The sequence below is a fragment of the Pseudoalteromonas luteoviolacea genome, from assembly GCF_001750165.1.
In the GTDB taxonomy this organism is placed as follows: Bacteria; Pseudomonadota; Gammaproteobacteria; order Enterobacterales; family Alteromonadaceae; genus Pseudoalteromonas; species Pseudoalteromonas luteoviolacea_G.
In genome coordinates this window covers 4722501-4747721 of the sequence record NZ_CP015411.1, presented here as the reverse complement: position 1 = coordinate 4747721, position 25221 = coordinate 4722501, and the positions used below count along the sequence as shown (strand labels likewise).

The 25221-nt window shown below is 43.6% G+C and carries 21 protein-coding genes (1 of these 21 cut by a window edge); 12 read left to right on the top strand and 9 right to left on the bottom strand.

Annotated elements, in window-relative coordinates; all coding sequences use genetic code 11:
- The first annotated feature begins 30 nt into the window (after positions 1–30).
- The 7 genes from cyaY (at position 31) to add (ending at position 6918) form a co-directional block, all read left to right on the top strand.
- The gene (gene cyaY, locus S4054249_RS20155; protein ID WP_046354930.1) at positions 31–351 is read left to right on the top strand and encodes an iron donor protein CyaY; all 321 of its coding nucleotides are present in this window, start codon (positions 31–33) and stop codon (positions 349–351) included.
- Positions 351–1004 (top strand): alpha/beta hydrolase, encoded by a 654-nt coding sequence (locus S4054249_RS20150; protein ID WP_046354931.1) that lies wholly within the window; start codon positions 351–353, stop codon positions 1002–1004. The genes cyaY and S4054249_RS20150 overlap by 1 nt, the downstream gene beginning before the upstream one ends.
- 16 nt (positions 1005–1020) lie before the next feature.
- Positions 1021–1854, top strand: a complete 834-nt coding sequence (locus tag S4054249_RS20145; protein WP_052960880.1) for a DUF2914 domain-containing protein — start codon at positions 1021–1023, stop codon at positions 1852–1854.
- 18 nt (positions 1855–1872) lie between these two features.
- Positions 1873–2811 carry a hydroxymethylbilane synthase gene (gene hemC, locus S4054249_RS20140; RefSeq protein WP_046354932.1) on the top strand — a complete coding sequence of 313 codons (939 nt, stop codon included), beginning with the start codon at positions 1873–1875 and terminating at the stop codon, positions 2809–2811.
- Between the two features lies 1 nt (position 2812).
- On the top strand, positions 2813–4636 hold the full coding sequence (locus tag S4054249_RS20135; RefSeq protein WP_046354933.1) for a uroporphyrinogen-III synthase: 1824 nt from the start codon (positions 2813–2815) through the stop codon (positions 4634–4636).
- A complete protein-coding gene (locus tag S4054249_RS20130) occupies positions 4633–5757 on the top strand; it encodes a heme biosynthesis HemY N-terminal domain-containing protein (protein ID WP_046354934.1) in 1125 nt (374 codons plus the stop codon). Before S4054249_RS20135 ends, S4054249_RS20130 begins: the two co-directional genes overlap by 4 nt.
- Positions 5758–5922: 165 nt before the next feature.
- A complete protein-coding gene (gene add, locus S4054249_RS20125) occupies positions 5923–6918 on the top strand; it encodes an adenosine deaminase (protein WP_046354935.1) in 996 nt (331 codons plus the stop codon).
- A 13-nt stretch (positions 6919–6931) separates the two neighbouring features.
- On the opposite strand, the gene S4054249_RS20120 is transcribed toward add, so the two are convergent.
- From S4054249_RS20120 to ubiD, 3 genes are all read right to left on the bottom strand, one after another.
- Complete coding sequence (locus S4054249_RS20120) at positions 6932–7342, bottom strand: CBS domain-containing protein (RefSeq protein WP_046354936.1); 411 nt, start codon at positions 7340–7342, stop codon at positions 6932–6934.
- A 128-nt stretch (positions 7343–7470) separates the two neighbouring features.
- Positions 7471–8184 (bottom strand): NAD(P)H-flavin reductase, encoded by a 714-nt coding sequence (gene fre / locus S4054249_RS20115; RefSeq protein WP_046354937.1) that lies wholly within the window; start codon positions 8182–8184, stop codon positions 7471–7473.
- Positions 8185–8326: 142 nt separating this feature from the next.
- A complete protein-coding gene (gene ubiD, locus S4054249_RS20110) occupies positions 8327–9802 on the bottom strand; it encodes a 4-hydroxy-3-polyprenylbenzoate decarboxylase (RefSeq protein WP_046354938.1) in 1476 nt (491 codons plus the stop codon).
- A 288-nt stretch (positions 9803–10090) separates the two neighbouring features.
- On the opposite strand from ubiD, the gene S4054249_RS20105 reads away from it, so the two are divergent.
- Positions 10091–12709 (top strand): GGDEF and EAL domain-containing protein, encoded by a 2619-nt coding sequence (locus S4054249_RS20105; protein ID WP_080928292.1) that lies wholly within the window; start codon positions 10091–10093, stop codon positions 12707–12709.
- Here S4054249_RS20105 and S4054249_RS20100 read toward each other — a convergent pair.
- Positions 12694–13470 (bottom strand): sel1 repeat family protein, encoded by a 777-nt coding sequence (locus S4054249_RS20100; protein ID WP_046354939.1) that lies wholly within the window; start codon positions 13468–13470, stop codon positions 12694–12696. The genes S4054249_RS20105 and S4054249_RS20100 overlap by 16 nt on opposite strands.
- A 78-nt stretch (positions 13471–13548) precedes the next feature.
- On the bottom strand, positions 13549–14958 hold the full coding sequence (locus S4054249_RS20095) for a M20/M25/M40 family metallo-hydrolase (protein WP_046354940.1): 1410 nt from the start codon (positions 14956–14958) through the stop codon (positions 13549–13551).
- Between the two features lie 219 nt (positions 14959–15177).
- Here S4054249_RS20095 and dbpA point away from each other — a divergent pair, with 219 nt between their 5' ends.
- Positions 15178–16560 (top strand): ATP-dependent RNA helicase DbpA, encoded by a 1383-nt coding sequence (gene dbpA, locus S4054249_RS20090; RefSeq protein ID WP_046354941.1) that lies wholly within the window; start codon positions 15178–15180, stop codon positions 16558–16560.
- A 15-nt stretch (positions 16561–16575) separates the two neighbouring features.
- Here the strand turns inward: dbpA and S4054249_RS20085 are convergent, their stop codons facing one another.
- Complete coding sequence (locus S4054249_RS20085) at positions 16576–17178, bottom strand: DNA-J related domain-containing protein (protein WP_230851890.1); 603 nt, start codon at positions 17176–17178, stop codon at positions 16576–16578.
- Positions 17179–17246: 68 nt separating this feature from the next.
- On the opposite strand from S4054249_RS20085, the gene S4054249_RS20080 reads away from it, so the two are divergent.
- On the top strand, positions 17247–20102 hold the full coding sequence (locus tag S4054249_RS20080) for a tetratricopeptide repeat-containing hybrid sensor histidine kinase/response regulator (RefSeq protein ID WP_046354942.1): 2856 nt from the start codon (positions 17247–17249) through the stop codon (positions 20100–20102).
- Here the strand turns inward: S4054249_RS20080 and S4054249_RS20075 are convergent.
- The 3 genes from S4054249_RS20075 to trxA form a co-directional block, all read right to left on the bottom strand.
- Positions 20073–21347, bottom strand: a complete 1275-nt coding sequence (locus tag S4054249_RS20075) for a methyl-accepting chemotaxis protein (protein WP_046354943.1) — start codon at positions 21345–21347, stop codon at positions 20073–20075. The two genes, S4054249_RS20080 and S4054249_RS20075, sit on opposite strands and share 30 nt — an antisense overlap.
- 130 nt (positions 21348–21477) lie before the next feature.
- Positions 21478–22737, bottom strand: a complete 1260-nt coding sequence (rho, locus tag S4054249_RS20070) for a transcription termination factor Rho (protein ID WP_023399073.1) — start codon at positions 22735–22737, stop codon at positions 21478–21480.
- 209 nt (positions 22738–22946) lie between these two features.
- Positions 22947–23273 (bottom strand): thioredoxin TrxA, encoded by a 327-nt coding sequence (trxA, locus tag S4054249_RS20065; RefSeq protein WP_039611268.1) that lies wholly within the window; start codon positions 23271–23273, stop codon positions 22947–22949.
- A 92-nt stretch (positions 23274–23365) separates the two neighbouring features.
- Between trxA and rhlB the strand changes: the two genes are divergently transcribed.
- Together rhlB and gppA are read left to right on the top strand one after the other, a co-directional pair.
- Positions 23366–24649: an ATP-dependent RNA helicase RhlB gene (gene rhlB, locus S4054249_RS20060; protein ID WP_046354944.1), complete on the top strand. Its 1284-nt coding sequence runs from the start codon at positions 23366–23368 to the stop codon at positions 24647–24649.
- A gap of 31 nt (positions 24650–24680) precedes the next feature.
- Positions 24681–25221 carry the beginning of a guanosine-5'-triphosphate,3'-diphosphate diphosphatase gene (gppA, locus tag S4054249_RS20055; RefSeq protein WP_046354945.1) on the top strand. 962 nt of this gene lie beyond the right edge of the window, so only the first 541 of its 1503 coding nucleotides appear in the window; it begins with the start codon at positions 24681–24683; its stop codon lies off the right edge, out of view.

Genomic DNA, 25221 nt, shown 5'->3' with positions numbered 1-25221 from the left:
TGTCGCTTAGCCGTATTTAAGGAGTTAGTCATGACAGATAACGAGTATCATCAGTTAGCCGAAGCGTTAATGTTAACAATTGAAGAGCAGATCGACGATTGTGATGCTGATTTAGACTATGAATCTGCTTCCGGTATCTTAGAGATTATATTTGCTGATCGTTCTAAAATTATTATCAACAAACAAGCGCCACTACATCAAGTATGGGTAGCGACTAAATTTAATGGCCATCACTTTGAATTACGTGATGATAAATGGATAGATAACCGTTCAGGCGCGGAGTTTTGGCAGTTTATGGCTGATGCGGCGACTCGTCAGGCGGGTCAGAAAATAGAGTGGCAACACGACTAATGTTAGAATTTGTAGAATATGCTGCTAAAACGCAGCACAAAGCAACGGTAATTTGGCTGCATGGATTAGGCGATTCAGGTAATGGGTTCTTACCGATTGCCCCCGAGTTAGATTTACCTGATTCATTGGGTGTACGTTTTATATTTCCTCATGCGCCGATACAGCCTGTGACCGTCAATGGCGGTATGGAAATGCGCGCTTGGTATGACATTAAGAGCATGGATCTTGAAAATCGTGCAGATGAAGCGGGTGTACGTGAGTCGGCGGCAGCAGTGTCTGCGTTGATCGAACAAGAAATCGCAGCAGGGATCTCTGCCGATAAAATCATTTTAGCGGGCTTTTCGCAAGGTGGCGTGATCAGCCTACACTTAGCACCACGTTTATCGCATACATTGGCTGGTGTTATGGCATTATCGACTTACATGTGTGCACCACAGAAATTGAGCGGAGAAGCGATACAATCTGCGTTAAATATCTTTATGGCGCATGGAAGTCACGATCCTGTAGTGCCGATGCAAGCGGGACGTACCGCGTATAATACACTTGTGGATCAAGGGTATGAGGTCAGGTGGCAAGATTACCCAATGGAGCACCAAGTGTGCATCGAAGAGCTTAAAGCGATCCGAGCGTGGCTAATCGCACGCTTGTCATAGTGAATAGGACAGACATATGACTCAACGTATAGTGATAAAAACCAAAATGACAGAGGCTAAATCCCAGCCACGCCGTATTGAAACCGTCGGATATCAATATCATTGGCGGCGCATTATCAGTGCGGTGTGTGTGGCAAGTTTTGGTGCTACTGCGTTGTCATATGGGGTGTTTACTTCTGTCTATGCGGAGGAAGAACAGGTAAATATCAGTGCGCCTTCAAATGCAGCAGTGTCTACCTATGAAGTGACGCAAACAGAGTCTGAAGTTGCAGATAGGAAAGATGTTGATGGTTACACACCATCGGTAGATGAACTAATCACAGATACTGTAGACACGACACAAATGACTGGCGAGACTGCGATGTTAGCAGAGACAACACCTCAAGTTGTGTTGGAAGATCAAATACCCATTGAGCCGTCTATAGCAGCCGAAGAAACAGAGCAGTCATCACAAAAACAATTTGCAGCCGATGCACAAGTCGCTAGCGTTGCACTCAATGCAAAGGTGGATACCAGTCACATCAGCCGAGCTGTTTTGACCACAGGCATTGAAGATCGGGAACCAATCAATGTGCTTAAGCACCTTGTTGAACCAAATCGTTTTCAAGAAAAACTCTATTTCTTTACCGAGATCAAAGGACTTCAAGGCGAAGTGGTGCAACATTTGTGGTTTCATCAAGACCAGCTAATGGCAGACATTACGCTGCCAGTGAGTACACCAAGATACCGTACTTACTCCAGTAAAAATATTATGCCGAGTCAAACCGGAGAATGGCGTGTAGAAGTGATCACGCAAGGCGGTCAATTGTTAGCACAAAAATCATTTCGAATTTTAGCAAAGGCTCCATAGAGGCCGACAAGGTAAGACATGACAGAAACAAAAAATAGCGTGCGTATTGCAACACGTAAAAGTGCATTGGCACTTTGGCAAGCAGAGTATGTAAAAGCGAGACTAGAGCATTTTCACCCAGGGCTTGTGGTCGAATTAGTGCCTATGTCAACCAAAGGTGACAAGATCTTAGATACACCACTGGCTAAAATTGGCGGCAAGGGGTTATTTGTCAAAGAGCTTGAGCAAGCCATGCTAGAAGGGCGTGCAGACATCGCAGTGCATTCAATGAAAGATGTACCGGTTGAGTTTCCAGAAGGGCTTGCGCTACATACTATTTGTGAGCGTGAAGATCCGCGCGACGCATTTGTTTCAAATCAATATAAACACATCAGTGAATTACCAGCAGGTGCTGTGGTGGGTACCTCCAGTTTACGTCGCCAATGTCAGATCCGAGCAGCTCGTCCAGACTTAGTTATTAAAGATTTGCGTGGCAATGTAAATACGCGCTTAGCCAAATTAGACGCAGGTGAATTTGATGCCATTATTCTCGCTGCAGCGGGTCTAATTCGCCTAGAAATGCCAGAGCGTATTGCGAGCTTTGTTTCTGTTGAAGATTCACTACCGGCGAATGGTCAAGGTGCCGTTGGCATTGAATGTCGTAGTGATGATGCACGTATTCAGGCACTGTTGGCGCCGCTGGAGCATGCCGCAACAAGGGCACGTGTGTTGGCAGAAAGAGCGATGAACCGCCGTTTAGAAGGCGGATGTCAAGTTCCTATTGGTGCGTATGCTGAGCTGCAAGCAGGCCAGCTATATGTACGTGGTTTAGTGGGGGCTGTTGATGGCAGCAAAATCTTAAGAGCGGAATTGACTGGTGATGTTGCCAATGCAGAAGTACTTGGCATTGAGCTTGCTGAGGCACTTTTAGCGCAAGGTGCGGATAGCATTCTAGCGGACGTTTATAGAGACGCTTAATGTGAAGTTTGCCATCACTCGGCCGCAAGGAAAGGGAGAAGCGCTTGCCTCTGAGTTGGCAAAATCTCATTCATCAGCACTGTGTACACCAGTGCTGAAACTCTGTTCAGTTCAAGCATCACCTCAACAATTACTCAGCGCCTGTGATGCTGATATCCTCATTTTTATCTCGCAAGACGCGGTGATTAACTTTGCATTGCAACTCCAAGCAGATGATCTGTCAGTGCCTTCTACTTGTAAAATTTTTGCCGTAGGCACACAGACCTCTGATGCGGTGAAGGCACATTTATCACGCCATGCCACGGCGCCTAAGCGTCAAGACTCTGAAGGACTGGTAGCGCTAAAAGAGCTACAAGCAGTGCAAGATTTGCAGGTTGTGATAGTCAAAGGGCGCGGTGGTCGTACGCATATCTCAACAGCGCTTAAATCACGCGGAGCGAGGCTAAGTACCTGTAATGTCTATGAACGAACCGCAGCGCAAAGTCACTCAGATGACTGGTTAGACCTCTGGCGGGAAGCTAAAATTGACGGTATAGTAATTACCAGTAATGCGGCGGTTGATGCGATTTTTAATACCCATCAAGCGGCCAATCAGGCTTGGTTGCAAGCATGTATGTTTGTTGTTGTCAGTGAGCGGACAGCGCAACACCTTAAAATACAGTATAAAATAACCGATACACAGATCGTGGTGAGCCAAGGCGCCAGCACAGAGGCGTTAGCACAAACGATAGGTGATTTAAATTCCCAACAGGGCAACGCAATGACGGAAAAACAGCAAGAAACGTTGGCTTCAACCCCATCGAATGAGCCGCAGCAGGTGGAAACCCATGCAAAAAATCATACTGCCAAATTGAGCAAAACAGCGGTATTGGCGTTATTGGTCGCCTTGACGGGAGTGGGCGCTGCTGGTGGTGTCTACATGTATAACCAACAGCAGGTGACTCAGCAAAGTGGACAAATAGCGCAGTTAAGCGCGCAAAATTCGCAATTACAGTCGCAGCTGCAAACCACTCAGTCGGCATTAAACGAATTACAAAATCAGTGGCAAGCTCAACAAAAATCGATGAATACGCAATTGCAGCAACAGCAGCGACAAGTGCAACAAACATTACAACAAACCCTGTCGCAAGCGCGCCAGCAGGTAGGGGGGGCGGTTAGCTCAGAACTGCGTGCATTGGCGCGTTATGCCGAATTTAAAGCGGCCAGTGAGCGTGATTATTTAGGTGCTGTCATTGTATTAAAGCGCCTAGATGGCGCGCTATCAGAAGAGCTCGCAACAGATACATTAAAGCTCGCCATTAACCAAGATATAGCGATGCTGCGGGCACTGCCAAAGCCCAGCACTGAAGCGGTGTATATGGAACTGGCGGGGTTGATTTCTCAGGTGGATAAATTACCACTGAAAACCATTGATAAACCAAAAGAACGTGCATCTGAAAGTGCCGAACTCAGTCGTGATATCAGCGAATGGCAAGCTAACGTTATCCGCAGTTGGCAAAAAATAAAGGCAGACTTTTTGACTATTCGTCAGCATGATAGGCCTGTAATAGATCCTTTGTTAGATGCGCAAGAGCAGCAATTGATCCGAGCACAGCTACGCAGCTATTTACAGCAAGCGCAAACTGCATTCTTAGATCAGCAAGCCAGTATTTTCGACCAAGCCTTGTCGGGAGCGATATCGACTTTGAATAGCTATTATCGAACAAGTGATTCAGCTAGCAATATGGTTATGGAGCAGCTGCAGGTGTTGAAACGAGCAGAACACCCAGTTACTCAAACTCCTCAGTTGGCGACACCAAATGCACTGAAGGAGTGGTTACAATGATACGCTGGTTATTGGTGGTCATATTGTTTTTCGTCGTGATGGCTGGTGCACATATGTTGATCGATGAGAAGGGCTATGTCTTAGTATCGGCGGGCGTGTATACCATAGAGAGCACACTGGTTTCACTGGTGTTTATGCTGGTTTTAGCATGTGTCAGTGGCGTAATTTTGCTAAAAATCGTTAGCGCTATTTGGCGTGTTGTAGCTGGTATCTCAAAACGTCGTGGCAAAAAACGTATTGCTCGTCAGGAAGCTGCGCTGGAGCAGAGTATGTGGGCGCTGATAAATGGCCAAGAAGACAGCTTAAATTATGCCCTGCAAAAAGCTGAATTTCCCGAAAAGTGGCGGGATATGCAGTGTGCAATTCAAGCCAAAGCGGCATTGTATGCAGGGAAAAAATTGGTGGCCAGAGAGTATTTGCAGCAACTGAGTGAGCCGGCACAAAGTAAGGTTAGTCAACTTTGGTTAGCTGCGGAGCAGGAGGGGCAAGCACTGGAAAGTTTGGCACCCCAAGCAGAGATGAAAAAAGCCACACCGACGCAATTGCATGCCTATGTCAGTGCGCTGCTGCAAGCGAAAGACTGGGATACGTTACAGTCGACGATAGTGCAGCGTTATAAACAGCTGCACTGGGGTGAGGCGCAGTGGGATGCCTTTTTTAATGACTACTTTTCTGCCATTGTGCAATTCACAGACAAAGACCTTCAAGCGCTACAGGGGGCACTGCCTCGTGGGCTGAGAGCGTTGAGTAATAATGCATTTATGACTGTTTGTGTACGAACAGGTCAATTAGCACCAATTCGCAAAGAGTTGATAAAGCTTTTGAAAAAAGGCCAAGTTGTCGAGCTTGCTGAGATTTTACAGTACTTAGGTGGTGCAGATATCGAATTGCGTAAATTGGTACAAAGTAAATTGAAAAAACAACCTGAGCAACCTGATTTGTTGTTTTGTTTAGCCTGCTTGGCCAATGGTGAGGGGGATCATAGCCTCGCCGCGAAAATTTTTGATACATTATCGAGTGAGCCGTGGCAAGTTTTATGGCAGCATCAAGCGCAGCAGGCATTTGCAAAAACTGGGCAGTTTGAAAAAGCCTATTTACTCTTAAACGACCAGCATAATTAATGAAAAAGCCAGCGATAACGCTGGTTTTTTATCTCTCATATTTATCAGCGTGAAAATAGTTCAATGTCAGAGGTCTGTTTAGTTTATTTTTGCGGATAATTGTCCTTGTATCTAAACTTAAGATGCGTATGATCTGAAAAATTTTATCTGCAAACCGAGTGCCTTATGATCAATACCAAACTACCTTTACTTGATTTACACCGCCACTTAGACGGTAATGTGCGTGCTGAAACAATTTTAGACCTTGGTCAAAAATTCAATATGCCGCTACCAGCACACGATGTTGAAGGCCTAAGGCCACATGTGCAAGTACTCGATAACGCGCCAAATTTGATGGCATTCTTGGCTAAATTAGATTGGGGTGTAAAGGTGCTGGGTGATTATGATGCGTGTCGTCGTATTGCAGTTGAAAATGTACAAGACGCCATTGTGCAAAATATGGATTATACAGAGTTGCGCTTTAGCCCATATTACATGGCAAAAACACATAATTTGCATCCGCAAGGTGTGGTAGAGGCTGTGGTGGATGGAATTCAATCAGCCACTGCTGGACGCGATATTAAAGTGAATTTGATCGGTATCATGTCGCGTACTTTTGGTGTCGAAAAATGCCAATATGAGCTAGATGCACTTTTGGCATTTAAAAATGATTTGGTGGCGATTGATCTGGCTGGTGATGAGCTTGGATTCCCTGGCGAGTTATTTATTGAGCATTTCAAACAAGTTCGTGATGCTTATCTTGGTGCAACCATTCATGCTGGTGAAGCAGAAGGCGCGAGCAGTATTTGGCAGGCTGTTCAAGAGCTCGGTGCAACCCGCATCGGTCACGGCGTAAAGGCCATTGAAGACCCTAACCTGATGGACTACTTGCGTGATAATCGCATTGGTATTGAGTCTTGCCTAACCAGTAACCTACAAACCAGTACAGTTGCAAGCATTGAAACACACCCACTTAAGCAGTTTTTAGATCACGGTATTTTGGCGACTATCAATACCGATGACCCTGCTGTGCAAGGGGTAGAGCTTGATAATGAATTTGAAAAAGCCGCGCCATTAGCGGGCTTGAGCGAATCAGATATCTTTAAAGCACAACAAAATGCCATCGAAATTGCGTTTTTAAGTGATGCAGACAAACAAGCACTTTTGAAGAAATACGCTTAATACATGAAGCTGCTCAGTGTGCTGAGCAGCTTAAATAATTATCTTTTAATGCCGCGATGATCTGACTACGCGTCACGATGGCAATCACTTTTTCATCTTCCAACACTGGATAAATTTTTGGCTTGTTTTGCTGCATTTGAGTAGCTAAGTCGACAATCGTGGTTTCCTGCGTAACCGACAATGTATCTGTACTCATGAGCTCTGCAACTTGATTGGCGCCATCACAGAAATAGCTACTTTGCAGTAGTGGTGCAAGTAATTGTTGCTCGGAGATGAATCCGATCAACTTACCTTGGCTGTCTTGCACTGGAGCACCAAATAACCCAAATTTGTGTAGCTGCTCAATTGCATCCGTAATTTCAGTATCGGGTGTGATGTTTGGAAATTGTCCTGACATGATGTCTGAGATAAATTGTTTTGCCATGATAGCTCTCCTGTTGAGTGATAGAGCTAGTATGGGCGATGGCTAATCATTTTTAAAATTGATTATTTATATTGCTTTAATTGGTTTTTTAGATTGGTTGCGCGGTTTGGCACCGCGCATAGAGTGCATTATTTGATAAATGCAAAGGCATCCGCGAACATAAAGTCACGTTGTGCACCGTGATTGATAAAGTCATCACGTACAATACCGATCATGTCAAAGCGTCCAGCCATATAAACACTGTATGGCTCTAATGAGACGATGTCTTTCATCACAGCCTGATGCACATAGCCAGTATGGCCAGTCCAGTCAGCAGATGCATTTTCTACGACAGGGATAAATTGGAAGTTTGCTTTGCTGTTTGCCCAAGCCTCCATTTCTGCTTTCGCATAGAGTGCAGATTCTTCTTTTACACCCCAGTAGAATAAAACCGGCTGATCGTAGTCAATTTCAGCTAAGTAATCTGCCATTGATTTAACGTAAGAAAAGCCAGTGCCGCCAGCGAGTAATACTAAAGGTCTTGATTGTTCAGGGCGAACTTGTGAGATACCCAGTCCCACTTCAAGATCTACTTCAGCATCATTGCTGTGCGCTTCTCTCAAGTGATCCAGTGCCTGCATTGCATAAGAGTCAGCACCTGATGCACCAATGTGCAATTCAAGTTCTTGTTTTCTCGAAGGGCTGCTGGCAATAGAGAAAGCACGCTTATCTTTCTCGCCAAGTACGAGTTGTAAATAGTGACCCGCAGAAAATTCTGCATCATGTTGTGGCTTTAATAGCACCTTATGAACAAATTCAGTGAGAGGAGAAATGGCCTCTACACGCGCTTTTAGTATTTGCATTTCAAACCTTAATAATTAAGCACCTTGGCGAAAGTATGCGCACTGTAACATATTTGGTTGTCGATTTGATATATCGTCTACCGTGATTATTTACCTAACTTGTAAACATTTACAGGTATTCAGTGCGCATGACATTAAGCTGTTATTGCTTATCCATGATCCCCAGGCTATCCCAAATTTCATCCACTTTACGTTTAACTTCGTCATCCATCACAATAGGGACACCCCACTCACGATCAGTTTCACCTGGCCACTTATTGGTCGCATCCATACCCATTTTAGATCCGAGTCCAGATACCGGTGAAGCGAAATCAAGGTAATCAATAGGGGTACTCTCTATCATAGTGGTATCTCTGGCTGGGTCCATACGTGTGGTAATCGCCCAGATAACATCATTCCAATCGCGTGCATTGACATCATCATCACAAACAATGACAAACTTTGTGTACATAAATTGGCGTAAGAAAGACCACACCCCCATCATCACGCGTTTAGCATGACCTGGGTATTGTTTTTTCATCGTCACAACTGCCATACGATATGAACAGCCTTCTGGTGGCAAGTAGAAATCGACAATTTCAGGGAATTGTTTTTGTAAAATAGGCACAAAAACTTCGTTCAGTGCGACACCCAAAATAGCGGGTTCATCAGGTGGACGACCTGTATAGGTGCTGTGATAAATTGGGTTTTCACGATGTGTAATATGCGTGACCGTCATCACAGGGAAATCGTCGACTTCGTTGTAATAACCTGTGTGGTCTCCATATGGGCCTTCAGGCGCGGTTTCACCTTGCTCAATGTAGCCTTCTAATACGATTTCAGCACTGGCTGGGACTTGTAAATCATTAGAGATAGATTTGACTACTTCCGTTTTGCTACCTCTCAGCAAGCCCGCAAACGCGTACTCGCTAAGTGTATCTGGCACAGGTGTCACTGCCCCTAATATAGTCGCTGGATCTGCACCGAGCGCAACCGAGACAGGGTAAGGTTTGTCTGGGTGTTCTTTACACCACTCTTGGTAGTCTAACGCGCCACCGCGGTGAGATAACCAACGCATGATTATTTTGTTTTTACCCAACAATTGCTGGCGATAAATACCTAAATTTTGGCGTTTTTTATGTGGACCTTTAGTCACTGTTAAACCCCAGGTGATAAGGGGAGCAGCATCACCTGGCCAGCAGTGTTGAATTGGTAATTTAGTTAGGTCAACTTGATCCCCTGATAATACAACTTGCTGGCATGGGGCTTTTTTGACTTCTTTGGCTGGCATATTGAGCACCTGTTTAAATACAGGGATTTGGCCAATCGCTTCTTTGATCCCTTTTGGTGGCTCGGGCTCTTTTAAAAATGCCAGCAGCTTACCGACTTCACGCAGTTCGTTGACATCAGTTTGTCCCATACCCATGGCAACACGTTTTGGGGTACCGAAGAGGTTCGCTAAAACAGGAATATCAAACCCTTCAGGGTTTTCAAATAAAATAGCGGGCCCGCCAGCTCGCAATGTACGGTCGGCGATTTCGGTCATTTCTAACTTTGTCGAAATAGGTTGGCTGACGCGCACGAGTTCACCTTGCTTTTCAAGCAACTCGATAAACTCTCTTAAGTCTTTATATTTCATTTTTGCCTTTTACGCAGTGAGTACGCTTATTGGTAACTGGAGTATATCAATTCCCTTCAACACAGCACATAGTCAAACAGTTCAACAACCACTATTTAGACAGCTCATATTGTAACTATGCGCATACGTTCATCATTTAAAGATAATTGTTAAATTGGGTACGAATTAAGTAAGTATTTGGTTTAACACTGATCATATTTTTGTCTATGTTCTGCACTCTTTAGTTTCAATGCCCTAGTCTATAGGCTATATTCTGTGAGAGTCGACGGAGTATTGGGTGGAGGCGGCTTGAAGACAATAACAAAAATAGCGCAGCGTTTACTCTTTGCGTGTATTGGGCTGCATGCTACACAGACTCTCGCACAAACATTGCCAACAGAAGTGTTTGATAATCATAGTGCGGTCATGCTGCTAATTGAGCCAGATAGCGGAAAAATAGTGCGGGCTAATCAAGCCGCCGCTGATTTTTATGGCTACAACAAAGCACAGCTCCAAGCCTTATATATTCAAGAAATTAATCAGTTCTCGCCCCAGCAAGTGGAAAAAGAACGCCTTTCTGCGCTCAATGAAGGGCGAAATTATTTTATCTTTCAACATCGTTTAGCGAACGGCGAAAATCGAACGGTGTCAGTGTACTCTTCTCCATTTATGGCGAGCAATGGCGAAGCTTTGTTATTTTCGGTGATACAAGATGTCAGTGAAAGGCGCAAGTTGGAGCATGCGTTGTGGCACTACCAAAGTAACCTTGAGCAGCAAGTTGCCCAGCAAACTCGGGAAATAAAACATGCCAGCACAGTGCAAGTTTTTCTTCTTAGCAGTGTCATCGGAATTTTTGTTGGTACGACCGTGATATTAGGCTGGGGGTTTCTCCGGTTGCGTAAAACTAAAAAGCGCTCTGAATTTCATCGTGCCAGATTAAACGCCATTTTTGATGCCATTGGCGACTACCTTATTTTTACGGATGTAAATGATAAGGTGCTGTCTGCTAATCGTTCGGCCTACCAAGATTTAGGCGAACTTGATAACAAAGCAATTGTGGATGTACTTTCTAAATGTGTATGCCTTGAGCAGCTCCAGTTTGAACCCAAAGAATGCCAAATAAAGACCAACTTCGGCACATTGGATGTCGAGATCAGCAAAACAGATGTGTTGGATCACAACGGTGGATTATATGGGCATATATTCTTGTTACAAAATATCACGCAGCGCTTGGCGGATGAAAAAGAGCAGCGCTTGGCTAGTACCGTATTTTCGACGACCAGTGAAGGGGTTTTAGTTTCTGATAAAGACAATTGTATTCAAATGGTGAACCGTGCTTTTACGGATATAACTGGTTTTTCTGGGCCAGAAGTGATGGGCAAAACACCTGCTATTTTTAATTCAGGACGTCATGACACCGCTTACTTTACACAGTTGTATGATGCGCTTAGTACACGCGGCCACTGGGAAGGTGAGATTTGGAATAAACGCAAAAATGGAGAGGTGTATCCTAGCTGGCTACAAGTATCTGCGGTATTTGATCAGCATGGTGACATAGACATGTATGTTGCGTTATTTAATGACATCACATCACGTAAGCGCAATGAGCAATTGATGTGGCAGCAAGCTAACTTCGATAACTTAACTGATTTAGCAAATCGCCATCACTATCATGCTAAATTTGATATCGCACTGGCACAAGCTCAGCGTAAACAAACACGGGTCGCGGTATGTTTTATCGATCTTGATCGGTTTAAAGCCGTGAATGACACATTAGGCCATCATATTGGCGATTTACTGTTGATAGAGGCTGCTAATCGGATCCGGGAGTGTACGAGAAATTCAGATACTGTGGCGCGTTTGGGTGGAGATGAGTTTGCCTTGTTACTGCCTGATATGGACTTGATCAGTGATATGGAAAAGTTAGCGGACAAGGTTTTGACTGCATTAAGTGCGCCGTTTCACCTTGAGGGTCATGAGGCGTATGTCTCAGGCAGTATGGGGATCACGTTTTACCCTGACGATGGCGAAGACCGCAAAGTGTTATTACGTAACGCAGACAGTGCTATGTATAAAGCTAAAGAAAGTGGCCGTAATTGCTACCAGTTTTTTACCACCGCCATGCACGAGCACGCTAAAGCGCGCAGTCAGCTGGAAGGGGCACTGCACCGTGCGTTGGCTAATCAAGAGCTGCGCGTGGTGTACCAACCTATCGTGGGTGATGAGCAGAGACTTGGTTGTGAGGCATTATTACGTTGGCATAATGAGGTATTGGGTGACGTTTCTCCGGCTGACTTCATTCCCATTAGTGAAGAGTTGGGGCTTATTATTTCTATGGGCGAGTGGGTATTATATCAGGCCTGTGCACAAGCTCGCGCATGGTTGACGAAGACTCAGCGGCCATTTTTTGTTTCGGTCAATGTGTCTAGTATACAGTTTAAGCGTCAAAATGTGGTTGCTTTGGTGGCTAAAGTACTCAAAGACACAGGGTTACCAGCGGAGAGCTTGACGCTCGAGATCACAGAAACCGTATTAGCTGACAATTCAGACGATATCGAAAGGCAGCTAGAGCAATTGCGAGCGATGGGGGTTGGGTTGGCAATAGATGACTTTGGAACGGGGTATTCTTCACTGGGTTATTTGAAACGTTTTCCGCTTTCTAAACTGAAGATTGACCGAGCATTTATTAAAGATTTACCCGATGATGAAGAAGATAAAACACTGATTAGCGCAATAATTTCGATGGCCAGTAAACTGAAACTGACTGTTATAGCTGAAGGGGTAGAAACCGAAGCGCAGTTAGACTTATTGCAAGAACTTGGTTGTGATTATACTCAAGGGTATTTGCATGCCAAGCCCTGTAGTGCCAGTGAGTTTGAAGTATTTCTGCAGCAATATCATGATGCATCTACTCATTCGCAGATTTGATGCATCATACACAGCGACTCTAGCGCCTCTTTGGCTTTGATGTTACCTTGTGCATGCGCGGCCTTGAGCAACTCAAAGCCGCGTTGCAAATTCTGTTCTCCACCTTCAGCTGCGATCAGCATAGTGGCTAAGTTATACATACCCCATTGGTCTTTATTTTTTGTCGCAAGCTCAAATTCAGCTCTCGCTGCGACTAAGTCACCACGTTGATAAAAGCCAATACCTTGACTGTTTTCAGCTGAAAAAACAGCACGTTGATGTTTTGGAAAATGCGGTAGTGCGCGCTGTTTTACAATCCCACCCATGACGTAAATGTCATTTGGGCGATAGGCAGCGTAGATTACGCCACTTTGGTAATAGGGCATGACTTGCGTTCTGGGCACATGCCAAGGTTCTGCCTGAAAGTAATCATCTACCATTAAGTTATCAAGCTGGATAGCGCGTTTTGCATCACGTTTCCTTGAGTAGGTATAACGGCCCTGCTTGAGGGTTAATTGGGCATCATTGACTGCAATGACCTGGGCGATACGAAATTGCGGTTGATAGACTCTGTCCGTTTGCAGTCTGCCAACATCAACCATGATGACATCATCCACTTTCGGCGCTTCTAACCACGTATGCTGCATTTGTTGAGTGCGTTGATGCTTTACAATCCAGTGAGCACATACGCCAATGAGGATAAACGCGATAACAATGGCTTTGTAGCGACTTAGTAATTCTGAAATGATGTCATGAGAACGAAAAATTGCGTTTTTGATCATCGCCAGCTCCGTGGTTGATTATTATTATTGTAATGCCAAGACAAAGATAGCATGCCTTTGTCTTGGCACAAAGTGAGTTTATTTACCCGCCATTTTGGTTTCTGCATTGGCAGCCATCAAAGCAAATACGGCATAAGCGGCGGTATTTTGTTTCAACTTATCTGGATCAACTTTATCTAGCGTATCATCAGCGGTGTGGTGATAGTCGAAGTAATCAGTGCCGACTTGATGCAGATCGAAAATCGGCGCAGATGCAGTTTGTTTTAGCGGAATAAGGTCGGGTCCACCGCGTGCTGCATTTTTACGGATATATTTTACCCCAAGCGGTTTTAATTGTTCTGCAATGGCTCTGACGACCGGTAGAGAAGCAGCATTGACGTTTGACTCAAATGCATACACGATATCGGCACCAAAATCAGACTCTGCGGCTGCCACAATATTATCAAGTTGCTTTTCGTAATGCTTGAAATAGGCTTTAGCACCCCACAGACCCAGCTCCTCTGCAGCAAATAACACAACGCGGATACTGCGTTCTGGGCGGGTGTGGTCGGCGATATGTTTAGCTGCAGCCATGGTCAATGCCACACCTGCGCCATCATCTAGCGCGCCAGTCCCTAAATCCCATGAGTCTAGATGACTGCCGAGCAAGACATATTGTTGTGGGTATTTAGAGCCGGTAATTTCACCGATGACGTTGTAGCTTGTGCCTTCACCAAGGTCTTCCGTTTGAATATTCAATTCAACTTTAACAGGTTTCCCCAGCGCGATCAGGCGTGCTAATTGGTCCGCATCAGGGTTGGCAACGGCAGTTGCTGGAATTTTTGTTACCCCTTTGGTGTAGTGGCTTCCTCCGGTGTGTGCAAATCGGTGGTGACTGGTACTTACTGAGCGCATCATGTAAGCGATAGCGCCTTTCTTAGCGGCTTCAACGGCACCTTTGTTGCGTGCTTTTACCGCTGGCCCATAGCCGTTACCGTCAATATCTCGGTTCATGCGATAATTCACAAATGCTATCTTACCTTGCAAGCTGTTAGCTGGTGCAGCAATTAATTCATCGAACGTCTCAAACAATACGACTTCGCCAGATAGGCCTTTTTTAGGCGTACTGATACTATTACCAAGCGCTGTTAAGTGGAGAGGTTGTTTACTTGGGCTCAGAATAAAACCTGATTCGTGGTAGCGACGCCACTCTGGAAATTTGGAAGGTTCCAACCATACTTTATCAAAACCAAGTTTTTGAAACTTCTGCTTAGCCCATGCAACGGCCATTTTATCATTTTCAGTACCAGGTAAACGTGGACCCACCTCGGTTGTGAGGGACTCAACCAGTTGCCAGCTTAGGTCACTTTGTCGAGCGTGTTCGCGTACTTTTTCAACCATGTCTAGCTCTGCTTTAGTAAATTCTTGGGCATGAGCAATATGGCTGGTACAGAGTGTTACAAGCGGCAGTATGCTGAATTTAATCAGCGTACGAAGTGCATGTTTCATGAATAATCCTTGATAGACAAATTGAGTTTTATTTTGGCATTGAAACTATTTAATTTAAACGTTAATAAGATGAATGACATGATTATGCACTGTAGGATTATTGTTGTTTTGTGTGGGGTGATAGGTGTGTATTGTATTTTGAATGCCAGAATACAGTTATATACCAAGAGTCGAGATTTTTGGTAAAATTGACTTAATTTGATTTGTTAGGACATCCATGTGAATTTGCTATTTTCTCAACTCCCCCTGCGTCAAGAGTTGTTTACTTCATTGTCAAACGCCGGTTTTAATAAAATGACACCAATTCAGGCGCAGGCGTTACCTGAGCTATTAAATGGCAAGGATGTTGTCGCACAAGCTAAAACGGGGTCTGGTAAAACACTGGCTTTTAGTTTGGGGGTGTTGCAGCAATTGGACCCACATGCACAGCAAATTCAAGGGTTAATTCTGACTCCAACACGCGAGTTAGCATCGCAAGTGGCGGATGAAGTCAGGAAACTGGCGAAACCCTTAGCAAATATCAAGGTGCTGACGATTTGCGGAGGTGAGCCGATTGGCCCGCAGATCAGCTCATTAGAACATGGCGCACATATTGTAGTAGGTACTCCCGGTCGTATTGAAGAGCATTTGTTCAAAGGGACCTTAGATTTAACCAATGTCAGTCACTTTGTTTTGGATGAAGCCGATCAAATGTTAGAAATGGGATTCATTGATGCCATTGAAAACATTGCCGCTTATTTATCGTCTACTCGTCAGACGATGATGTTTAGCGCAACATATCCTAAGAATATAGAAAAGCTCGCAACGCAGTTTATGCAATCGCCAGTTGTTGTTAAAGGTGAAACTGAAACGCTTAATAAGCAGATCAAACAACAGTTTTATCATCTAAAAAATAACAAGCTGCGATTTAATACTTTAAAACTATTGTTATTACAGCATAAACCGCAAAGTGGTATCGTATTTTGTAATACCAAAGTTGAGACCAAAAAGTTGTACAGTGAGCTACAGCAAACAGGTTTACAAGTCGTGGTATTACACGGTGATTTGGCGCAAATTGAACGTCAGCGCATGTTATTACGCTTTGCTAATAAAAGTGCTTCTATCCTTGTTGCTACAGATGTGGCTGCAAGAGGGCTCGATATTGACGATATCGATATGGTTGTTAACTATCATATGGCACTTGAACCGCAAACACATGTGCACCGTGTAGGTCGTACGGGCAGAGGGGGCAAAAAAGGCTTTGCGTGTTCTTTATATGGAGAAAATGAAACTTTCAAAGTCAAGCAGCTAAGCGAGTTGTATGAAAGAGACTTTAATCCTTCCCCTACGCCACCTTTAAGTTTGTTGGATAAGCCAGTATACAAGCCAAGCATGGTCACTGTGGTGCTTGATGTTGGTAAAAAGCAAAAAGTCAGAGCAGGAGACATAGTCGGTTGCTTAACAGGTGAAAATGGCATCAGTGCTGCACAAATTGGTAACATCACGGTACAAGACAATCAGACCTATGTTGCGATATATCGAGATGCGGTTAAACCTGCAATTCGTAAGTTACAGGCGGACAAAATAAAAGGTAAGCGTATCAAAGCAAAGCGTTTAGTTTAGTGGTTTTGGAGTCGCTTATAATGTGTTTTTTAGCTGCTCATATTCATATTTTATTTGTTTAAAGTTGGCTGCATTACCGCCTTTATCTGGATGGTTTTTGATGGCCAGCTGTCGCCATCGTTTTTGCAATTCAGTCGCAGAATAATGTGTTGGCAGCTGCCATTTTTTTTGTAACTGGGTGTGCTCTTCAGGGGTGAGACTTTGAGTGGTACGCTGGTATTTTTGCCAGAAACTTGTCAACAAGGTTTCGACTTCCTCTTTAGTCGTTTCATAATTGCTCCAATCTAAATAATAACACCTTAGAGCTGCAGAGGATTTAACGTGAAGTTCGTTTGAGTTGGTTGTATCCACTGCGGCCTGCTTAAGGTAGATATCCATATTTGATATACATAAGTGATGGCCATACTCGTGTAGCTCACTTTGTAATTGATATAGCGCATTCATGATCAAAAAATTTTTTTTAAACAATTCTTTGTGTGGATCAGAGTCTAAATTAGGGAACACTTTTTGCGATGTGAGCTGCGCAGCTAATTCGTGAACTTTATAATGTGTACCAGTGGAGAGAATTTCAAAAATAGCATCAAGTAATGGGTTGGTCATTGTTCGGTCTGTAAACATAGTGTATCTTCATTGCATAGGATATTGTTGATTAATTATTACGCTATTGCAAATTGGGATTAGCACGGATGGCAGTTATAAAGATATGCTGTATGTTGATAATGGCATTAGGATTCAGTTTTCATACCATGGCAACGGAGCCACTTAGTGAGGTTCAGTCGCTACAACAGCAAATCGAAAATATTACGCAACTTGATGATTGGCAAGAAAAGAAAATGGCTACGGAGCAATTGCTTAATCATCCAAAGCTATTGTCAAAACAGCGTATTACATTACTCCAAAATATGGGCAGTGCCGCCTTTGCTTCTGGCCAAGTTGCTGATGGTATTGGTTATTTTAAAGATTTAGAATTGTCTGTGGATGGTGAGCTTGACCCTGAGCTCTTATATCAAGCGATGAAAATGCAAGGAATTGGTTGGTACCACTCAGGTGGGTTTTCAGCGGCGGTAACTGAATATGAAAGAGCATTAGTGCTGGCACGATTGCATTTACCTGCCATTGAGCTTGGTCATATTCTCAATAACCTTGGCCTTGCGCGTTTACAGATGCATGATTTGATCGGTGCCTTGTCCTCGTTTACTGAGGCGTATTCGCTATATCAAACCCACGGTGACGATCAAGATGAAGCAGACATCATTCTTAATATTGCGGGTGTTTATATTCGCTTGTTACGATACGAAAAAGCCGAAGAGCTGTCCCACAAAGCAATAAAATTATTCAATATGCTCTCTGATAGTTATGGTCTTGCATTAGCTCAGGCGAATCTGGGTGTTATGTATACCCATACTGGACGATATGAGGAAGCACGCACCTTTTTGCAAAAGGCTGTGGATTATTATGAAGCCGCAAATGATATTAAACATCTCTCCTATGAGTATGCAAATTTGGCAAGAGTAAGCGTGGTTTTGGGTGAGGTTGAGCGGGCCGAAGTGGAAGTTAACTTCGCAATATATTATGCCGAAAAATCAGGGAATTTGGCGAATATGGCTGAAGCGCTTCATGTACAAGCGCAGGTAGACCTGATCAAAGGGCAGATCCCAGCTGCAATGGAAGCGGCTCAGCGGAGTATGGAAATAAGTCGAGACTTAGGTAGCTCCTTGCGAGAAAAAGAGTCTATGTTGCTCTTTGCTCTGACAAAAGCAGCACTAGGCGAAACAGCCAATGCACTGTCCATAATAGTAGAATACAACAGAGCGCGTACACAGCTACTTAATCAAGCGTTATTTTCAGAGGCTGAAAAATACCAAAAGCAATTTGAAGAAAGTGAGCTTAGCCAAGAACTCGCAAAATTAAAACAAGCTCAGCAACTTCAAGAATTAAAGAGCAAGCAACAGCAACAACTCACTTGGATGGGGTTCCTTGTTGCAGGATTTGCATTGTTAGCATCCATTGCGTGGTATAAGAGAAGCCTAGAACACAGAGCCAAATTGGATCTTCGTCATGAAGTTGCAATGCGCACAGCAGAGTTGCAAAAAACGGCTGATCAACTGCGCAGTGCAAATCAAATAAAAAGCCAGTTTTTAGCAAATATTAGCCATGAAATAAGGACACCACTGACAGCGATTCTTGGATATAGTGAAAATATGCTGCGCGAAAATCAACATAACTGCGAGCTGAAAGAGCCTTTGGAAGTATTACTTAGACAGGGAGTGCACTTAAAAGAGCTGATTAGTGATGTGCTAGACCTGAGCAAGATAGAGGCTGAGCAACTTGAGTTAGAAATGACGGAGTTTAATGTAGAGGCTTTACTTACAGATATCACGGACATGTTTCATCATCCATGTTTAGACAAATCACTTGAGTTAATCGTTGACCACCATCTAGAAATGCCATATTGGGTTCGATTAGATTATGTAAGGGTGAAGCAGGTCCTTATTAATTTGCTAAGCAATGCGATAAAGTTTACGCATAATGGGTATGTTGAGTTGATAGCGGAGTCGTCAGAAGAAGGGATCCTGTTTACGGTCACAGACACAGGAATTGGGATGTCGGGTGAGCAACTAGATAAAATATTTGACTACTTTCAGCAGGGAGATAACAGCATTTCTCGACGATTTGGTGGCTCTGGATTAGGATTGAGCTTATCTCAACAATTGGCCACTATGATGGGAGGGAAGATCCAAGTGATGAGTGAGTTACATGTAGGTAGTCGTTTTTCGTTTTGGTTGCCTTGCAAACGTGTCAATACAGCATATTGTGAGAGCGCACCTCAGCCATCTCAGAATATAGCCTCGGCGATGTTTAGTGGTGAAGTATTAGTTGCGGAAGATCATGACGATAACCGTGCGTTATTTGAACGTATTCTGCGTCAACTCGGTGTGAAGGTTGAATCAGCAGTCGATGGTCGACAGGTTGTTGAAAAGTGTTTGAGTAGCTTCCCTGATTTAGTATTGATGGACATTCAAATGCCAGAAATGGATGGGTTAGAGGCGCTTAAGCTACTTCGTCAAGCTGGCTATGAAGGACCAGTTTATGCACTTACTGCAAATGTGATGGAGCATGAAATAAGTTATTACCTTAATAATGGCTTTAATGGACATTTAAGTAAGCCGATTGAGCATAATAAGTTAGTAGCAGTGTTACACAAAGAGTTATCTGAGTATGAAGAGCAAAGTAACCGTGCTGATATAAGTTTGGATATGAGTGATTTGAAGCAGAGTTTTGCATCGACTCTAGAGCAAGAGCGATATAAGTTGATCGACCTTTGGCAAGACTCGGATCATGATGGTTTACAATACCATTGTCATAAAATTGCAGGTGCGGCAGCTGTGTTTGGTTTTACCGCTATCGCTGATATTGCTAAGCAATTTGAACAAGCCCTTAAAGAGCAAAAGCATGGGCAATATCAGGATTTGTTTTTGATCTTGTGTGATGAACTTAAGGTGCAAGCGTATTCAGAACAATTCGATGTCACTGGAGTCTGAGTCATCGGGCTGTACTTTTGGTTCGCTTTTTGTGATTGCCGCTACGGGGGTAGTTCGGCTCTTATCAACCCTAGGGTCTAAATCAGGATCAGGTGTTTCAGTTTTGAAAATACTGAGCTTTTCATGAATGCTGGAAGATAAGTTTAATAAGTCAGCACTTGATACGGCTTGAATTTTTGAGCTAGAAAGCGCATCAGAGTTAAGTTCTACCATGGATTCGATACTTGATTGCGCTTCATCTGAGACGAGCTTTTGTTGGGATACTTGAGAGTGAATACTGTGTGACATCGCATTAATGTCTAACATGGCATGCTCAATTTGGTCTACTTCTTTGGTGGACTCTTCCGACAGTTTCACTGTTTTATCCGTCTCCTCCAGTGCAAGCAGCATTAGCGAGTGTGCACTGTCAGTACCTGCTTGGATCTTGCTTACCATAGAGCGCACTTCTTGTGTTGATTGGCTGGTGCGAGCAGCTAAGTTCCGAACTTCGTCTGCAACGACGGCAAAACCTCGTCCTTGTTCGCCCGCTCGAGCTGCTTCAATTGCAGCATTTAGCGCGAGTAAATTGGTTTGCTCTGCAATTGAATTAATGACATCGATAACGGCACTAATAGCGTCACTGTCCGTTTTCAATGTTTCAATTTGTTGGCTGGTTTGGCGAATATGGTTGGCAAGGCTTAGCAAACTTTGTTGGCTATTATCTGTATCTATCCGTGTTTTTTTTACGGCCTCGGTAGCGCTTTCTACCGAGTTATAAATTTTTTCGAGATTTTCATCGAGCTCGCGAGAAACTACTAACATGCGATTTATAGACTCCGCGAGATCTTGACCATGAGCATGTTGAATAGTGGCTTTTTGAGTCATCGAAGCGTAAGTATCTCTGAGGTCATCTGCCATAGGTGCCAGTCGTGCTGAACAGGTATAGACTTCACAGATGAGATGCTCAATCGTTGCTAACCCTGCATTGAGTGCTAAACATGCCGGTGGAATATGTTTATTTTGGTCGTCAAATCGATAGGTGAGATCAATATGCGTTTCAGCCAATAAGGCATTCACTAAGTTATCGAGATAGCTGCCTTTACCACGATGCTTTGAGATGATGCAATATATGAGTGTTGCACTGACGGCCATTAGAACACAGAGAATAAGTGTTGCTGTTAAGGTGAAATCAAAGTAAGCAGCGCAAGCTACTGTAATGACAATATTGGCGCACGTGGTACTAACAACACCGACGTTTAAACGCATATACTTGATACTCCTTTCTATGAGCTTAAAAACTAGACTTTTCCAATTAGATTAATAGGTATAGCCTAGTTCAAAAAGAAATCCAAGCAGGAATTAGACGAAAAAAAACCTGCCGTAGCAGGTTTCTTAATTATTTTCGCTTCATGGAGTCAAAGAACTCATCATTGGTTTTACTCATCGACAGTTTATCGATAAGGAATTCCATGGCGTCAATTTCACTCATTTCATGTACGATCTTACGTAAGATCCACATTTTTTGTAACTCGTCAGGTTTCGTTAGTAACTCTTCACGACGGGTACCAGAACGGTTGAAATCAATTGCAGGGAATACACGCTTTTCAGCAATTTTACGATTTAGGTGTAATTCCATGTTACCAGTACCTTTGAACTCTTCGTAGATAACTTCATCCATCTTCGAACCAGTATCAATCAGTGCTGTTGCGATGATGGTTAAGCTTCCACCCTCTTCAACATTACGTGCAGCACCGAAGAAGCGCTTAGGTTTGTGCAGTGCATTTGCATCAACACCACCTGTTAAGACTTTACCTGATGAAGGGATCACGGTGTTATATGCACGTGCTAGACGGGTGATAGAGTCAAGCAGGATAACAACGTCTTTTTTATGCTCCACAAGGCGTTTTGCTTTTTCAATAACCATTTCTGCAACTTGCACGTGGCGGCTCGCTGGCTCGTCAAATGTAGAAGCGACAACTTCACCTTGCACCAAGCGCTGCATTTCTGTTACTTCTTCTGGACGCTCGTCGATAAGCAGTACCATCAAGGTTGCGTCAGGATTGTTGTATGAAATAGATTGCGCAATGTTTTGCAGCAACATCGTTTTACCAGCTTTTGGTGGTGCTACGATAAGTGCACGTTGACCTTTACCAATTGGTGATGCAAGGTCTAATACACGCGCTGTAATATCTTCAGTACTACCATTACCACGCTGCATAACTAGACGCTCATTTGCATGGATCGGCGTCAAGTTTTCGAATAAGATCTTTGTTCTAGAGTTTTCAGGCTTATCAAAGTTAACTTCGTTCACTTTTAAAAGTGCGAAGTAACGTTCGCCGTCTTTAGGTGGACGGATCAGACCGCTAATTGAATCACCAGTACGCAAACTGAAGCGTCTGATTTGACTCGGCGATACATAGATGTCATCTGGTCCTGCTAAATATGAAGCTTCGGAAGAGCGTAAAAAGCCAAAGCCGTCTTGGAGAATTTCTAAAACACCGCCGCCGTAAATGTTTTCGCCGCTTTTCGCATGCGCTTTCAAAATAGCAAAAATAATATCTTGTTTTCTTAGACGGGCTACGTTTTCGAGTCCCATTGACTCGGCAAGTTTTACAAGCTCATTTATTGACTTGTCTTTAAGTTCGCGTAAATGCATATTGGTGGGTTCTTTAATTAACTTTGTCTTCTCGTCGCACGAGGGATTGAGTTGATATTTGATAAAAGGTTAGTGGCTCTATAAGTTAGCAGCTAGCTAGCGAGTCGTCCAGTCTTTATACAAAAAATAAATCCATTAATCTATAAATAGTCGCTAGTTAGTATAAGAAAAAGCCCGTTATATCTGATCTGGGCTTTTTCGTAGAGGTATTAAACGTTGTCGTTTAAGAACTCAACAAGTTGAGTTTTAGACAATGCGCCTACTTTAGTAGCAGCAACTGCGCCATCTTTGAAAAGTAATAAAGTAGGGATACCACGAATACCGAACTTGCCAGGTGTACCTGAATTTTGGTCAATATTCAACTTACCAATGCTCACTTTACCTGCAAACTCTTCTGCAACTTCATCAAGAATTGGCGCGATCATTTTACAAGGACCACACCACTCAGCCCAAAAGTCCACAAGAACTGGGCCGCTTGCATTTAGTACGTCAGCTTCGAAGCTATCGTCAGTTAATTGAATTATTTTGTCGCTCATTACGTTCTCCGATAGAAATTTGGCGAATTATTTAGTGCGTATTTAAACACTCTTGTTTCTTATTGCAAGTTTAAACGTTATGCTTTATTGCTATGACTAAGACACATTTGACCAACACGAAATTTTCAGACTTTGCTTTAGCACCGGAAGTGGTCGCCGGTTTAACAGCGAATGGCTTCGATCATTGTACGCCAATTCAAGCAAAGTGTATGCCTTACGTATGTGAAGGCAGGGACATTGCGGGTCAAGCGCAAACAGGAACAGGTAAAACATTAGCGTTCCTAACTGCGACTTGTCATCGTTTAATGCAAACGCAACCAGAGCAGCAAACTTCGGGACAGCCGCGCGCCATTATCATGGCACCGACACGAGAGCTTGCAATTCAAATTCACAAAGATGCTCAAATTATCGCACCGCACTGTAAATTAAATCTAGGTTTAGTATATGGTGGCGAAGAATACGAAAAACAACGGGCGCAGTTAGAAAAAGGTGTCGATATTTTAATTGGCACAACTGGAAGGCTCATTGACTTCTATAAACAAGGCGCATTCAATTTAAATAGTATTGAAGTTGTGGTGCTTGATGAAGCTGACAGAATGTTCGATTTGGGCTTCATTAAAGACATTAGGTATTTGTTTAACCGCATGCCTGGTACGCAAGAGCGCATGAATTTACTATTCTCAGCGACTTTATCTTATCGTGTACAAGAACTCGCTTTTGAGCATATGCACAATCCTATCCATGTTCAAATTGAACCAGATGTTAAAACTGGCAAGCGCATTCAAGAAGAGCTGTTCCAGCCTTCACAAGAGGACAAATTGCCTTTACTTCTTACTCTAATTGAGGAAGATTGGCCAGAGAAGGCAATTGTGTTTGCAAATACTAAACATAGCTGTGAAAACGTTTATGAATGGTTGAAAGCAGATGGCCATCGCGTTGGGCTGTTGACAGGCGATGTGAACCAGAAGAAGCGTTTGTCAATTTTGACAAGGTTTACAAAGGGGGAATTGGACTTATTGGTTGCGACGGATGTTGCTGCGCGAGGGTTGCATATTCCAGAAGTGAGCCATGTGTTTAATTTTGATCTGCCAGATGACAGAGAAGATTATGTTCACCGTATTGGACGCACAGGCCGAGCGGGTGCATCGGGTCATGCGATTAGTTTCGCGTGTGAACAATATGCTTACAACCTACATGAGATTGAGGAATACATCGAGCATGCTATCCCAATTTCTCAGTACGATAAGTCTGCATTATTAGATGACTTAAAAGCGCCTGTAAAGCAGCATCGTAGAAATTACCACTCAGGCCCTAGAAAACGTGGGAATACACGACGCCAAGGTAATTATCAAAAAGCATCGCCTAAGCACAGTTAAAAAGTAGTAAAGGTAAGTAGAGGTCACAAGCGTGGGATACAACTCACCACTGAATAATGTATATGCCGTTATAGATCTAGGCTCTAACAGTTTCCATATGTTAATTGCAAAGCATATGGCTGGGGGAGTCCATACGATTGGCAGAGTAAAACGCAAAGTCAGATTAGCCGCTGGGCTAAATGAACAAAATGTTTTATCACAAGAAGCGATGGAGCGCGGGTGGGAATGTCTATCCTTATTTGCAGAGCGACTGCAGGATATTCCAGCGCAAAATATCAAAATTGTTGCGACAGCCACGTTACGTTTGGCAACGAATGCGCAAGAATTTAAACAGCGGGCTGAAAGTATACTGAACCACAAAATCGAAATTATTAGTGGTGAATTGGAAGCTTGCACTATTTACAAGGGCGTTGCGCACACATCTGCGTGTCACGGCAAGCAACTGGTTGTGGATATTGGTGGTGCAAGTACCGAAGTTGTCATTGGAAGAGGCTTTGATGCCGAGATTTATCACAGCCTAAATATGGGGTGTGTTACTTATCTTGAAAAGTTTTTTAAAGACGATTGCTTAA

Bases quoted from the DNA above. Each gene is read 5' to 3' on its own strand.
- cyaY (WP_046354930.1), top strand. From the start codon at position 31: ATGACAGATAACGAGTATCATCAGTTAGCCGAAGCGTTAATGTTAACA.
- rhlB (WP_046354944.1), top strand. From the start codon at position 23,366: ATGACTAAGACACATTTGACCAACACGAAATTTTCAGACTTTGCTTTA.
- fre (WP_046354937.1), bottom strand. From the start codon at position 8,184: ATGCAAATACTAAAAGCGCGTGTAGAGGCCATTTCTCCTCTCACTGAA.
- S4054249_RS20080 (WP_046354942.1), top strand. From the start codon at position 17,247: ATGGCAGTTATAAAGATATGCTGTATGTTGATAATGGCATTAGGATTC.
- add (WP_046354935.1), top strand. From the start codon at position 5,923: ATGATCAATACCAAACTACCTTTACTTGATTTACACCGCCACTTAGAC.
- S4054249_RS20085 (WP_230851890.1), bottom strand. From the start codon at position 17,178: ATGTTTACAGACCGAACAATGACCAACCCATTACTTGATGCTATTTTT.
- S4054249_RS20130 (WP_046354934.1), top strand. From the start codon at position 4,633: ATGATACGCTGGTTATTGGTGGTCATATTGTTTTTCGTCGTGATGGCT.
- S4054249_RS20120 (WP_046354936.1), bottom strand. From the start codon at position 7,342: ATGGCAAAACAATTTATCTCAGACATCATGTCAGGACAATTTCCAAAC.
- S4054249_RS20075 (WP_046354943.1), bottom strand. From the start codon at position 21,347: ATGCGTTTAAACGTCGGTGTTGTTAGTACCACGTGCGCCAATATTGTC.
- ubiD (WP_046354938.1), bottom strand. From the start codon at position 9,802: ATGAAATATAAAGACTTAAGAGAGTTTATCGAGTTGCTTGAAAAGCAA.
- S4054249_RS20100 (WP_046354939.1), bottom strand. From the start codon at position 13,470: ATGATCAAAAACGCAATTTTTCGTTCTCATGACATCATTTCAGAATTA.
- S4054249_RS20150 (WP_046354931.1), top strand. From the start codon at position 351: ATGTTAGAATTTGTAGAATATGCTGCTAAAACGCAGCACAAAGCAACG.
- hemC (WP_046354932.1), top strand. From the start codon at position 1,873: ATGACAGAAACAAAAAATAGCGTGCGTATTGCAACACGTAAAAGTGCA.
- trxA (WP_039611268.1), bottom strand. From the start codon at position 23,273: ATGAGCGACAAAATAATTCAATTAACTGACGATAGCTTCGAAGCTGAC.
- S4054249_RS20095 (WP_046354940.1), bottom strand. From the start codon at position 14,958: ATGAAACATGCACTTCGTACGCTGATTAAATTCAGCATACTGCCGCTT.
- S4054249_RS20145 (WP_052960880.1), top strand. From the start codon at position 1,021: ATGACTCAACGTATAGTGATAAAAACCAAAATGACAGAGGCTAAATCC.
- rho (WP_023399073.1), bottom strand. From the start codon at position 22,737: ATGCATTTACGCGAACTTAAAGACAAGTCAATAAATGAGCTTGTAAAA.